This window comes from Streptomyces sp. GL_141 (genome assembly GCF_057834385.1).
Genome location: NZ_CM174402.1, coordinates 4,294,311 through 4,306,990, shown reverse-complemented (window position 1 = coordinate 4,306,990; position 12,680 = coordinate 4,294,311). Strand labels below are relative to the sequence as shown.

The window sequence follows — 12,680 nt, the reverse complement described above, 5'->3', positions numbered from 1 at the left end:
GCCGAACAACCCGTACCAGCACGCGAGGTGACGCTCCATGATCCCCGAAGAACCTCATCCGAACACCTTCCAGGTCGATCTGCGCGGCCTCGTCGACCTGCTCTCCCACCACCTCTACTCCAGTCCCCGCGTATACGTCCGCGAGCTCCTCCAGAACGCCGTCGACGCGGTCACCGCCCGCCACGCCCTGGACCCCGAAGCCGAGATCGCCATCCGCCTGTCGGCGACCGGGAACCGGGTGACCATCGAGGACAGCGGCATCGGCCTGACCGCCAACGAGGCCCACTCCCTCCTCGCCACCATCGGACGCAGCTCCAAGCGCGGAGGCCCGCACGGCCTGGAGACCACCCGTCAGGAGTTCCTCGGCCAGTTCGGCATCGGTCTGCTCGCCTGCTTCGTCGTCGCCCGCGAGATCCGCGTGGTCACCCGTTCCGCCCGCGATCCGCTGGCCGCGCCCGTCGAATGGCTGGCCACGGACGACGGCTCGTACACGGTCCGCGAACTGCCCTCCGACGCCCGCCCGGAGCCCGGCACCACCGTCGTCCTGGAGGCCCGTCCGGGCGCCGAGGAGTGGACCGTCCCGGCCAAGGTCGAGCAACTGGCCCGCGACTACGGCTCCCTGCTGCCCTACGACATCACCTTCGACGACGGCTCCGCCGCCGGACCCCGCCCGGTCACCGACCGGCCCGCCGTCTGGGACCGGCCCTTCCCCACCCCCGCGGCCCGCCGCGTCGCGCTCGCCGGGCACTGCGCGCAGCTCTTCGGTTTCACCCCGCTCGACAGCATCGACCTCGACCTTCCCGTGGCCGGAGTGCGCGGAGTCGCGTACGTCCTGCCCGAGCCGACCAGCCCCGCCCACCGGTCCGGACACCGCGTCCACCTCAAGGGCATGCTGCTGACCGACAAGGCCGACAACCTGTTGCCCGACTGGGCGTTCTTCGTCCGCGCCGTCCTCGACACCGACACCCTGCGGCCCACCGCCTCCCGCGAGAACCTGTACGACGACGAAACGCTCGCCGCCGTGCGCGAGGCCCTCGGCGCCCGCGTCCGCGCCTGGCTCGCCGAGCTCGCCACGAGCGAACCCGAGCGGCTGGCCGCCTTCCTGAGCGTCCACCACCTCGGGGTGAAGTCGCTGGCCCGGCACGACGCCGAGCTGCTCGGCCTGATGCTGCCGTGGCTGCCGTTCGAGACCAGTGACGGTTCGATGAACCTGGAGGAGTTCGCCGCCGCGCACACGGAGATCCACTTCACCCGGACCGTGGAGGAGTTCCGCCAGATCGCCCCGATCGCGGCGGCCCATGGCCTCGGGGTCATCAACGCCGGCTACACCTACGACGCCGACCTGCTGGCCCTGCTGCCCGCCGTACGGCCGGAGCTCAAGGTCACCGAGCTCGATGCCGGAGCCGTCACCGAGCGCCTCGATCCGGTGCCGACCTCCGCCGAACTGGCCCTGGCCCCCTTCCTGGCCACCGCCCGCACCCGCCTGGAACCCCAGAGCTGCGACGTCGTCCTGCGCGCCTTCCAGCCCGCCAACGTCCCCGCGCTCTACCTCGACGACCGCCAGGCCCGGCAGGAGCGCGACCGCACCGCCGCCCTCGAGACGGCCGACTCGCTGTGGAGCGGCATCCTCGGTTCGCTGCGCGGCTCCGCCCCGCGCGCCCGCCTCGTGCTCAACCACAACAACCCGCTCATCCGACGGATCGCCGCCCTCCCCGACGAGGCGCTGACCGCCACCGCCGTCGAATCGCTGTACGGCCAGGCCCTGCTGAGGTCGCAGCGGCCCCTGCGGGCGGCCGACACCACCCTGCTCAACCGGGCCTTCCTCGGGCTCCTGGAATGGGCGACCCACGCCGTCAACGGCACGGACGGCACCGACCGTACGAACAGCACGGACAGCACGGACAGCACCGACACCCAGGAGGGGCAGAAGTGAGCACGATGACGGGCGAGGAGATCGAGCGCGGACTGGCCGAGAACCGCCAGGCTCCGGGCGGGGCCGCACGCAACGCCCACGCCGAGGCCCTGTCCGCCGCCGCCGAAGCGACCGGGGACCGCCCGCTGTTCCGTGCGGCGCTGGACAACCTGATCAACGCCTACCTGTACAGCTCCGAGTCGCCGAAGATGCTCGTGCCCTTCGCCCGGCTGCTCCAGGAGTACGACAAGGACCCCGGCGCCTTCGACGAGTGGGACGCCCACTCGCTGTTCTGGCAGTTCAAGTGGATCGCCAGCGCCATCGGCCACTCGCCCGAGATCCCGTTGGAGTCGGCCGCCGGCTGGCTGGACGAGATGGAACGGCGCTACCGGATCGCCGGCTACAGCGAACGCCCCGTGCGCGAGGCCGAACTGTGGCTCGCCGACACGACCGGCGACGACGAGCGGGCCGGACGCGCGTACGCCCGCTGGCAGGCCGCCGACCGCGACGACATGAGCGACTGCCACGCCTGCGAACTCAACAGCCAGGGCCACTACGCCATGCTGCGCGGTGACGACGCCGAGGCCCTGGAGGTCTGGCAGCCGGTGCTGTCCGGCGAGCAGACCTGTGCCGAGGAACCCCACCGGGTCCTGGCTTCCTCGCTGCTCCCGCTGGTGCGGCTCGGCCGCCTCGACGAGGCCCGCTCGGCCCATCTGCGCGGATACCGGCTGGCCCGCGACAAGGAGAGCCTGCTGCCCTCGGTGGGACGGCACATCGAGTTCTGCGCGCTCACCGGGAACGAGTCCCGCGGCCTGGAGATCCTGGCCGAGCACGCCGCGCACGTGGCACCGCTCGCCAACCTCTCCGACCAGCTGGCCTTCCACGGCGGAATCCTCGTCCTGCTGCGCCGACTGACGGATCTGGGCCACGGACAGAGCCCCGCCGTCCCCTACGAAGGCAGCCCGCGCACCGTGTCCGAGCTGTACGAGGCCCTGCGCGCGGGCTCCCTCGACATCGCCCGGCGGTTCGACGCGCGCAACGGCTCCACCCGGGTCTCGGAGCGGTTCCTCGCGCGGATCGCCGCGGCCCCGCTGACCGCGGTCCTGCCGCTGGGCGTACGAAGCTCCGCACTCGCGGCGCTCCCGAAGCCGGGCCCCGCCCCCGTGGCGAGGGCGGCAGCACCGGCCGAGGGCTTCGCGGAACTCGTGGAACGGGCCCGGGCCGCACGCGACCTCGGGCATCCCGGCGCGGACGGCCTGTGGGAAGAGGTGGCCCTGCGCCCCGAGGCGGCGGCCGGGTCCGATCCGCTGGCCGCCGCCGATGTGGCGGACCACCGGGCCCTGGCAGCCGCACGGGCCGGCGCCGCGAACGCCGCGGAACTACTGGCCGGCGTACGCGAGCGCTACCGGGGGCTGGGGATCGCGGAGCGCGCCGCCCTGGCCGAACTGCGGCTGGCGACCGTGGCCGCGCAGTCGGGCACCGAGCCGGGGGAGCTGCGCGCGCTGCTGGCCGTCGCCCTGCGCGCCGCCGAGGCGCTGGACGCGGACGAGCCGCTGCGCACCCGGCGGATCGCCCTCGCGGAGCTGACCGGGATCCGGGTGGAGTCGTACCTGCGCTCGGTCGAGGCCACCGAGGACCCCGAGCACGGGCACGGCGACGGCAACGGGCATGGCCACGGCCACGATCAGGACGGGCACGGGCACGGGCACAGTGAGCTGGCCACCGAACTCGCCGCCTTCGCCGATGCCTACGCCGCGGCCCTGCCCGACGTGGTGGCGGAGGCCGAGGAGATGCTGGGACGGCTCGCCCTCTCGCAGGGCGACCCGGAACGTGCCGTGACGCTGCTCGCCGGATCCGCCGACCGCTCGGTGTCCGCGGGCCGGCCGTGGCTCGCCGTGGACCCGCTCGTGCTGCGGGCCGGCGTGCTGATGTCGCTGGACCGCGCGGCGGAGGCCGAGGAGTCGGCCCGGGCCGGGCTGGCGCATGCCGCCGAGGTGACCGACGCCGAGGCGCAGGGCGTCGTACGGCTCACCCTCGCCGACATCCTGCTGGGGCGGGGCGAGGCCGACGCGGAGGCCGCGCGGCACGCTATGGAGGCAGCGCACTGGTTCGATCAGGCGGGGCTCACCGCCGACGGCGGGGCACAGGCCCGACTGCTGCTCGCCCGGTGCCACGCCCGCGAGGGCCACACCGCCGAGGCGGCCGAGGTGCTGCAGTCGACGCTGCCGGACCTGCTGGAGCACGGTGAGGGCCAGGCCGTCTCCGTACGGGAGTTCCTGGGCGACCTGCTGCGCGAACTGCAGGACCCCCGGGGCGCGGCCGAGCAGTACCTGCTGGCGGCGGAGCTCTCCGAGGACTGGGAGGACCCGCGTCCGCAGGCGAACTTCGCCCAGGCCGCCGCCGATCAGCTCTCCGAGGCACGTCTGGTGCCGGAGGCGGTCGCCGCGTACGAGCGGGCGCTCGAACTGCGCAGGCGGTCGAAGGACGCGCCGGTCGCCGAGGTGCGGATCCTGCGGTCGCTGGCCTGGCTGGGGCTGCGCGAAGAGGTCACCGACGCGGCCGTGTCGGGGGCCCGGTCCCGGATGGACGCGGCGGCCGAGGTCCTGACCGCCGCGTTGGCGGACGCGCCCGAGGACGTCGAGGCACGGGCCGAACTGGCCGAGACCTGGAACCAGCTCGCCCAGGTCCTCGACCGCCGGGTCCGCGCCGACGAGGAGGCACGCGAGGAAGGCGATCAGGAAGAGGAGGGCGGGGGCTCAGGGCCCGCCGAACCGCTGGGCGCGGCGGAGCTGGAGGCGCTGCGGCTGGAGGAGATCCTGCTCTGGGAACGGGCCGCCGCCCTCCACGCGGAGCTCGGCCCGGACCATCTGCAGGCCCGGTTCCAGTGCGTGAACAACGCCGCCTGGACCGAACACGAGCTGGGACGGCCCGAAGCCGGCGCCGCCCGGGTCTCGGCACTGGCGGCCGAGGTTCGCGCGCTGCCCGAGGGCGTGGCTCCGGAGTGGCTCCTGGAAAGCGCCGAACGCACGACGGAGCACCTGCTGCGCACCTCGCCCTGAGGCGGCGCGCCGCCACGCGCTGCCCGTCGCTCCGGAAGCCCGGGGCGACGGCAGCGGCAGCGGCAGCGGTCCAGCTCCGCGCAGCTCAGCCCAGCTGGGCGAGCGCCTCGGTGGCGATCTGCTCGAAGACGCCCTGGTCGGCGGCGAAGTCGGAGTCGGGGATCGGCCAGTGGATCACGAGCTCGGTGAAGCCGAGCTCCTGGTGGCGGCCCGCGAAGTCGACGAAGGCCGCCACGGACTCCAGCGGCCGTCCCCGGTCCGGGGTGAAGCCCGTGAGCAGGACCTTGTCCAGCTCGTCCACGTCCCGGCCGGTCTCCGCACACGCCTTGCCCAGCTTCTCGACCTGGCCGCGCAGGGCCTGCACCGACTGCTCCGGGGTGCCCTCGTCGAAGATCTTCGGATCACCGGTCGTCACCCACGCCTGCCCGTACCGCGCGGCGAGCTTCAGCCCGCGCGGGCCGGTCGCGGCGACGGCGAAGGGCAGCCGGGGCCGCTGGACGCACCCGGGGATGTTGAAGGCCTCCTCGGCCGAGTAGAACGTGCCCCGCTGGGAGACGGAGTCCTCGGTGAGCAGCCGGTCGAGCAGCGGCAGGAACTCCCCGAACCGGTCGGCGCGCTCCTTGGGGGTCCACGGCTGCTCCTGTCCGAGCACGGTGGCGTCGAACCCGTTGCCGCCGGCGCCGATGCCGAGCGTGATCCGGCCGCCCGAGATGTCGTCGAGGGAGAGCAGCTCCTTGGCGAGCGTCACCGGGTGGCGGAAGTTCGGCGAGGTCACGAGCGTGCCGAGGCGCAGCCGCTCCGTCGCCGTCGCGGCGGCCGTAAGCGTCGGCAGCGCGCCGAACCACGGCCCGTTCCGGAAGGTCCGCCAGGACAGGTGGTCGTAGGTGTAGGCCGCGTGGAACCCCAGTTCCTCGGCCCGCTGCCAGCGTTCGCGTCCCCCTTCGTGCCACCGGTGGACGGGAAGGATCACGGTGCTCAGGCGAAGAGTCATGACCAGAGCCTACGACCGCCGTGCCGGACGCCGTCATGTCCCGCGCTGGGCCCTGGTCCGCCACAGGGCGAGGAGGACGGCGGAGTAGGGGTGGGCCGTGTGGGCCAGGGCGTCGGCCGCGTCGGCCAGGACCTTGCCCACCAGGACCGGTTCTCGCTCCGGGTGGTGGGTGCTCGCTCGTTCGCAGGCCGTGCACAGGACCATCGCCAGGCTCACGGCCCAGGTGGCGTGCGGGCCGCCACAGGCATCGCAGTCCGGCGTGCGGGCTGAAGGGATGAGCACGTCGCCCCCGTGTGACGTCGTCGGAACCGGCACCGAGCCGGCGGCGCGAACGGCAGCGGAGCCGGCGAGAAGATCCTTCCACCACCCACTGACAACCATGTGGCGATGTTTCACGTGAAACATCGCCGACCGCCGGCATGGGCGAAGATGGAGCCGTGACCTCGGCTCCCCAGCGCCCCGACGGGCCCACCCCCGCGACCCGGCTTATCGCCACCGACCTCGACGGCACTCTGCTGCGTGACGACAAGTCCGTCTCGGAGCGCACCGTCGCCGCACTCGCCGCCGCCGAGGAGGCCGGCATCGCGGTGTTCTTCGTGACCGGACGCCCGGCCCGCTGGATGGGGGTGGTCAGCGACCACGTCCAGGGCCACGGCCTGGCCATCTGCGCGAACGGCGCCGCCGTCGTCGACCTGCATGCCATCGACCGGCACGCCACCGACGAGCACGCCACCGGCCGGCAGCCCGCGGGCCGGGAGTTCGTCCAGGTCAGGCCGCTGCCCCGGATCACCGCGCTCAAGGTGGTGGAGGCCCTGCGGGCCGCCGCCCCCGGCACCTCCTTCGCCGTCGAGCTGACCACCGGCATCAACTACGAACCGCAGTACCCGCCGTTCTTCCAGGACCCGGGCGCCAACGTCGCCACTGCCGAGAACCTGCTCCACGAGGCCACGGACGACGATTCGGCGCCCGTGCTCAAGGTGCTCGCGCACCACTCCGAACTGGCTCCGGACGAGTTCCTGGCCCTGGCCCGCTCCGTCGCCGGTGCGTACGCCTCGATCACCCGCTCCAGCCCGACCTCCCTGCTGGAGATCAGCGGCCCGGGGGTCTCCAAGGCGAGCACCCTGGCGCTGTGCTGCGAGGAGCGCGGCATCTCGCCGGCCGAGGTGGTCGCCTTCGGCGATATGCCGAACGACGTGGAGATGCTCGGCTGGGCCGGCACCTCCTACGCGATGGGCAATGCCCATCCGGATGTGATCGCGGCCGCCTCGGGCCGTACGGTCGCCAACAACGAGGACGGCGTCGCCCTGGTCATCGAGCGCATCCTGGCCGAACGGACCGCCCGCACCGAGGCGTAGCCACGGGCCGGAGCCCGGCTACAGCGGGGCCTCCCACACCAGGGTGGTCCCGCCGCCCTCCTCGCCGAGGCCGGGGCCGTACGAGCTGGAGCCGCCGAGCGATTCGGCCCGCCGGCGCAGGTTCCGCAGCCCGCTGCGCCGTCCGCCCTCCGGGATGCCCACCCCGTCGTCGGCCACCTCCAGCCGGACCCCGGGGCGCCCGTCGGCCAGGCTGACGGTGGAGTCGAGCACCACCTCGATCCGGGAGGCCTCCGAGTGGCGGAACGCGTTCGACAGGGCCTCGCGCAGGGCGGCGATCAGGTTCTTGCCGACGAGCTCCCCGACGACCGCGTCGATCGGTCCGAGGAACCGGTGCGCGGGCTTGAAGCCCAGCGGCACGGCAGCCATGTTGATCTCCCGCAGCACCCGGGTGCGCAGCCCCGAGGGGGCCTCCGCCGGTCCCTGCTGGAGCGCGAAGATCGCGGTGCGGATCTCCTGGATCGTCACGTCGAGCTCGTCCACGGCCTTGCCGACGCCGTCGCGGACCTCCGGGACGATGGAGCGGCGCTGAGCGCCCTCCAGCATCATCCCGGTGGCGAAGAGCCGCTGGATGACCAGGTCGTGCAGGTCGCGGGCGATCCGGTCGCGGTCCTCGAACACCGCGAGGCGCTCCCGGTCCCGCTGCGCCTCCGCCATCATCAGCGCCAGGGCCGCCTGTGAGGCGAACTGCGTGGCCAGGGTCCGCTCCGCCTCGGTGAACGGCCGCTTTCCGCGCGCCCGCGGCGTGACGAGGGCCCCCAGCACCCGGCCCCCGCTCTGCAGCGGAAGCATCATGCAGGCCCCGTACTGGCTGGTCAGACGGCTGATCATGCGCGGGTCGGAGGCGGCGTCGTCCACGAAGACCGGCTCGCCCTCCAGCAGCCTGGCCACCACCGGGCTCTCGGCCGGGATGACGACGCCGAGCGAGGTCGCCGGGTTCTCCGCGGAGACGGCGACGATCTCCATCCCGCCCTCTTCGGCCGGGAGCATCACGATCCCGGCGGCCGAATCGGCGAGCCGGCGGGCCTGTTCGGCGACGACCGCGAGCGCGTCGTCCGCGTCCCCGCCCGACAGCAGGGCCGTGGTGACGGCCACCGAGCCGTCGATCCAGCGCTCGCGCTGGGTGGCGGCCTCGTAGAGCCGGGCGTTGCCGATGGCGATGCCCGCCTCGGTGGCCAGCACCCGGACCATGTGGACGTCGTAGTCGTTGAACGGGCCCCCGCCGTTCTTCTCCGCGAGGTAGAGGTTCCCGAAGATCTCTCCCTGGACCCGGATCGGAACGCCGAGGAAGGTCTTCATCGGCGGGTGATGGGCGGGGAAGCCCGCCGAGCGCGGGTCCTTGGTCAGGTCGGCGAGCTGCACCGTGTCGGGGTGCGAGATCAGCGCGCCGAGCAGGCCGCGCTTCCCGTCCGGGCGGTGCCCGATCTTCTTCGCCAGCGCGTCGCTGATCCCGAAGGTGACGAAGTCCGAGAGCCCCCGGCCCTCGGTGTCGACCACGCCGATGGCCGCGTAGCGGGCGTCCGCGAGCTCGGCGGCCGTCTCGCAGATCCGGTCCAGCGTGGAGTGCAGTTCGAGGCCGGTACCGACCGACCGCATGGCTTCCAGCAACTGCGGCACCCGGGCCGTGAGCTCGGTGGACAGTCCCTGGAGACTCCGGGTGGCCGCGGTCGCGGCCTCCAGCGGGTCGGGCGATTCCGGTGAGGACTCCGGCGGGTACTCGGGCGATTCCTGGGACTCCTGCGCTGACATGCCCTTGAGCCTAGTTAGTCCCGTTTAGCGAGGAAAGTCGAGCCTGTGCGATGACGCCCGTCCCGTCCGCTTCCCGCTCCCGCTCCAGCAGCCCGCGCAGCGGACCGGGGACCGCCGCCAGCTCCGCGTAGGCACCGCGCTGGACCACCGCGCCGCCGTCCAGGACGAGGACCTCGTCGACCTCTTCCAGACCGGCCAGCCGGTGCGTGATCAGCACGGTGGCACGGCCCTCGGTCGCGGCCAGCAGGTCCGCGGTCAGCGCGTCGGCGGTGGCCAGGTCCAGGTGCTCGGCAGGCTCGTCCAGCACGAGCACGGGGAAGTCCGCGAGCAACGCCCGCGCCAGGGCGAGACGCTGGCGCTGACCGCCGGAGATCCGCTCGCCGTGCTCGCCGACCAGCGTGTCCAGCCCGTCCGGGAGCCCCTCGGCCCACTCCAGCAGCCGGGCCGCGGCGAGGGCCTCCCGCAGCCGGTCCTCGCTCGCCCCCGGGGCGGCCAGACGCAGGTTCTCCCGTACGGAGCTGTCGAAGATGTGGGCGTCCTGGGCACACAGGCCCACGACCCGGCGCACGTCGTCCCCGTCGAGGGCGCGCGCGTCGGTCCCGCCGAGGGTGTACGAGCCTTCGTGCTGGTCCAGGAAACGCAGCAGGACCTGTGCCAGCGTGGTCTTGCCGGCTCCCGAGGACCCGACGACCGCGATCCGGCGGCCCGCCTCCAGGGTCAGGTCGAGCCCGCCCAGCGCGTCGTTCTCCTGCCCGGGGTGCCGGGCGGAGAGCCCCCTCAGCCGGAGCGGGAAGGGCGAGGCGGGCAGGGCTTCGGGCCGCTCCGGCTCGGTGACCGGGACGGGCGCGTCGATGACCTCGTAGACCCGCTCGGCGCTGCGCCGGACCCGCTGGCGGTACTGGACGGCCTGCGGAAGCCCGCTGACGGCCTCGAAGGCGGCCAGCGGGGTCAGGACGACCACGGCCATGGCCACCCCGGACAGCCGGCCCCCGGCGACGGCGTTCGCCCCGACGGCGGACGCGCACACGACCGTCAGTCCGCACGCGATGGCCGACAGCCCGCTCCCGAGCCCGGTGACGGCGGCCGCGCGGGCCGCGATCCCGGTCAGTGTGCGGTCGCTCTCCTTCGCGGCGGCCTTGCGCCCGCCGAGTGCTCCGGCGACGGTGAGCTCCGCGGTTCCGGTGAGCAGATCCGCCACACGGGTGGCGAGCTCCCCCCGGGCGGGCGCGAGCCGGCGCTCCGCCCTGCGTGCGCAGACCGCGCTGACGAGCGGTACGCCGACCCCGGCGGCCAGCAGCCCGACGGCGAGCACCACCCCGGCCCCGGGCAGCAGCCAGGCGGTGAACGCCACCGAGCCGGTGCCCACGAGCAGCGCGGTGCCGACGGGCAGCAGCCAGCGCAGCCAGTAGTCCTGCAGGGCGTCGGCATCGGCCACCAGCCGGGTCAGCAGATCCCCGCGCCGCTGGGTGCGCAGCCCGGCGGGCGCGATGCGCTCCAGCCGCTGGAACACCGAGACGCGCAGGTCGGCGAGCATCCGCAGGACCGCGTCGTGGGACACGAGCCGCTCCGCGTAGCGGAAGACGGCCCGTCCCATGCCGAAGGCCCGCGTCGCGGTGACGGCCACCATCAGGTACAGCACGGGCGGCTGTTCGGAGGCGCGCGAGATGAGCCATCCCGAGACGGCCATCAGCCCGACGCTGCACCCGACGGCCAGTGCCCCGAGGAACAGCCCGAGCTGGAACCGTCCCTGCCAGGCCTTGGCCACACCCCGTACCCGCCGGAGCGGATCGCCCCCGCCGGCATCGCCGCCAACGGTGGTGCCCGCTCTCTCCGGTGCGTCTCCGAGGATCCACTCGCCGGGATCGCGCGGTGCCGGACCCGACGCCGGCCGCCCCGCCGGCACGGCGGGAAGCGGCGCGGCGGGGGAGGCCCCGGCGGGGCCGGCCCCCACCCGCACGACCCGGTCGGCCAGCGCCAGCAGCGCCGGCCGGTGGACCACCAGCAGGACGGTCCGGCCGACCGCGAGGCGGCGTACCGCCTCCACCACGGCCGCCTCGGTCTCGCCATCCAGGGCCGCCGTCGGCTCGTCGAGCAGGAGCACCGGCCGGTCCGCGAGGAACGCCCGGGCCAGCGCGAGGCGCTGGCGCTGTCCGGCGGACAGTCCGACCCCGCCCTCTCCGAGGAGGGTGTCCGCCCCCCGCGGCAGGGCCCGTACGAACTCCCACGCCCCGGCGTCCACCAGCGCGGCGGTCACCTCGGCATCGTCGGCGCCGGGCCGCGCCAGCCGTACGTTCTCCGCGATCGTCCCCGCGAACAGGTGCGGCCGCTGCGGGACCCACGCGATCCGCTCCCGCCACTGCTCGGGCGCCAGCCCGGCCAGGTCCGCGCCCCCGACCAGGACCCGGCCCGCACTCGGCGTCACGAAGCCCAGCAGCACCTGGAGCAGCGTGGACTTGCCCGCGCCGCTCGGTCCGGTGAGGGCCACGCATTCGCCCGGTTCCACCGTCAGCGAGACGGGTCCGGGGGAGTCCTCGCCCCGTCGCTCGTACCGGACGGCCACCCCGTCGAGCTCGATCCGCAGATCGGATACCGGGACGGGGGCCGTCCCCCGCGATGCGGCGACCGGGGTCTCCAGCACCTCGAAGATCTCTTCCGCGGCGGCCAGTCCCTCCGCCGCCGCGTGGTACTGCGCCCCGACCTGACGCAGGGGCAGATACGCCTCGGGCGCCAGGACCAGGATGACCAGCCCGGTGTAGAGGTCCAGCTCCCCGTGGACGAGCCGCATGCCGATGGTCACGGCGACCAGCGCCACCGACAGGGTCGCCAGCAGTTCGAGTGCGAACGAGGACAGGAACGCGATGCGCAGCGTGCGCATCGTCGCCTGCCGGTAGTCATCGGTGATCTTGCGGATGGACTCCGCCTGCGCCTTCGCACGGCCGAAGACCTTGAGGGTCGGCAGGCCGGCCACCACGTCCAGGAAGTGCCCCGAGAGCCGGGACAGCTGCCGCCACTGGCGGTCCATCCGGGACTGGGTGGCCATGCCGATCAGGATCATGAAGAGGGGGATCAGCGGGAGCGTGACCACGATGATCGCCGCCGACACCCAGTCCTCGGTGACGATCCGCGCGAGCACCGCCACGGGGACGACGATCGCGAGCCCCAGCTGGGGCAGGTACCGCGAGAAGTAGTCGTCGAGCGCGTCCACTCCCCGAGTGGCCAGGGCCACCAGGGAGCCCGTCCGCTGTCCGCTCAGCCAGCCGGGCCCGAGGTCCGCCGCGCGTTCCAGCAGCCGGCCGCGCAGTTCCGACTTGACCGCCGCGCTCGCCCGGTGCGCGGCCAGCTCGGTCAGCCAGGCGACCAGGCCCCGGCCGAGCGCCACCGCCGCGAGCAGCAGCAGGGGCGTCCGCAGGGCTCCGCCGTCCAGCCCGTCCTCGAAGGCGCCGACCACGATCTCGGCGATCAGCATCGCCTGGCCGACGACCAGCCCCGCCCCGGCGAGACCGAGGGCCACCACCGCCCCCAGGAAGAGGCGGGTGGACCGGGCGTACCGGAGCAGGCGCGGGTCGATCGGTTTCACGTGAAACATCCCCCATACA

Annotated in this window: 7 protein-coding genes; 3 read left to right on the top strand and 4 right to left on the bottom strand. The window is 73.9% G+C overall.

The genetic code is table 11. From position 1 onward, the window contains the following. Nucleotides 1–37 precede the first annotated feature (37 nt). Together AC3IX6_RS18765 and AC3IX6_RS18760 are read left to right on the top strand one after the other, a co-directional pair. Nucleotides 38–1,933 (top strand): HSP90 family protein, encoded by a 1,896-nt coding sequence (locus AC3IX6_RS18765; RefSeq protein ID WP_489371249.1) that lies wholly within the window; start codon nt 38–40, stop codon nt 1,931–1,933. Then, complete coding sequence (locus AC3IX6_RS18760) at nt 1,930–4,971, top strand: tetratricopeptide repeat protein (protein ID WP_489371248.1); 3,042 nt, start codon at nt 1,930–1,932, stop codon at nt 4,969–4,971. Before AC3IX6_RS18765 ends, AC3IX6_RS18760 begins: the two co-directional genes overlap by 4 nt. A gap of 85 nt (nt 4,972–5,056) precedes the next feature. On the opposite strand, the gene AC3IX6_RS18755 is transcribed toward AC3IX6_RS18760, so the two are convergent. Both AC3IX6_RS18755 and AC3IX6_RS18750 read right to left on the bottom strand, forming a co-directional pair. Continuing rightward, nucleotides 5,057–5,962: an LLM class flavin-dependent oxidoreductase gene (locus tag AC3IX6_RS18755; protein ID WP_489371247.1), complete on the bottom strand. Its 906-nt coding sequence runs from the start codon at nt 5,960–5,962 to the stop codon at nt 5,057–5,059. Between the two features lie 33 nt (nt 5,963–5,995). Beyond that, on the bottom strand, nt 5,996–6,244 hold the full coding sequence (locus AC3IX6_RS18750; protein WP_489371246.1) for a hypothetical protein: 249 nt from the start codon (nt 6,242–6,244) through the stop codon (nt 5,996–5,998). 137 nt (nt 6,245–6,381) lie between these two features. On the opposite strand from AC3IX6_RS18750, the gene AC3IX6_RS18745 reads away from it, so the two are divergent. Next, nucleotides 6,382–7,317: an HAD hydrolase family protein gene (locus AC3IX6_RS18745; protein ID WP_489371245.1), complete on the top strand. Its 936-nt coding sequence runs from the start codon at nt 6,382–6,384 to the stop codon at nt 7,315–7,317. Between the two features lie 18 nt (nt 7,318–7,335). Here AC3IX6_RS18745 and AC3IX6_RS18740 read toward each other — a convergent pair whose 3' ends face one another. Beyond that, entirely contained in the window at nt 7,336–9,084 is a 1,749-nt protein-coding gene (locus tag AC3IX6_RS18740; RefSeq protein WP_489371244.1) for a sensor histidine kinase, read from the bottom strand. A 10-nt stretch (nt 9,085–9,094) separates the two neighbouring features. Next, nucleotides 9,095–12,661, bottom strand: a complete 3,567-nt coding sequence (gene cydD, locus AC3IX6_RS18735) for a thiol reductant ABC exporter subunit CydD (protein WP_489371243.1) — start codon at nt 12,659–12,661, stop codon at nt 9,095–9,097. Between the last annotated feature and the right edge of the window lie 19 nt (nt 12,662–12,680).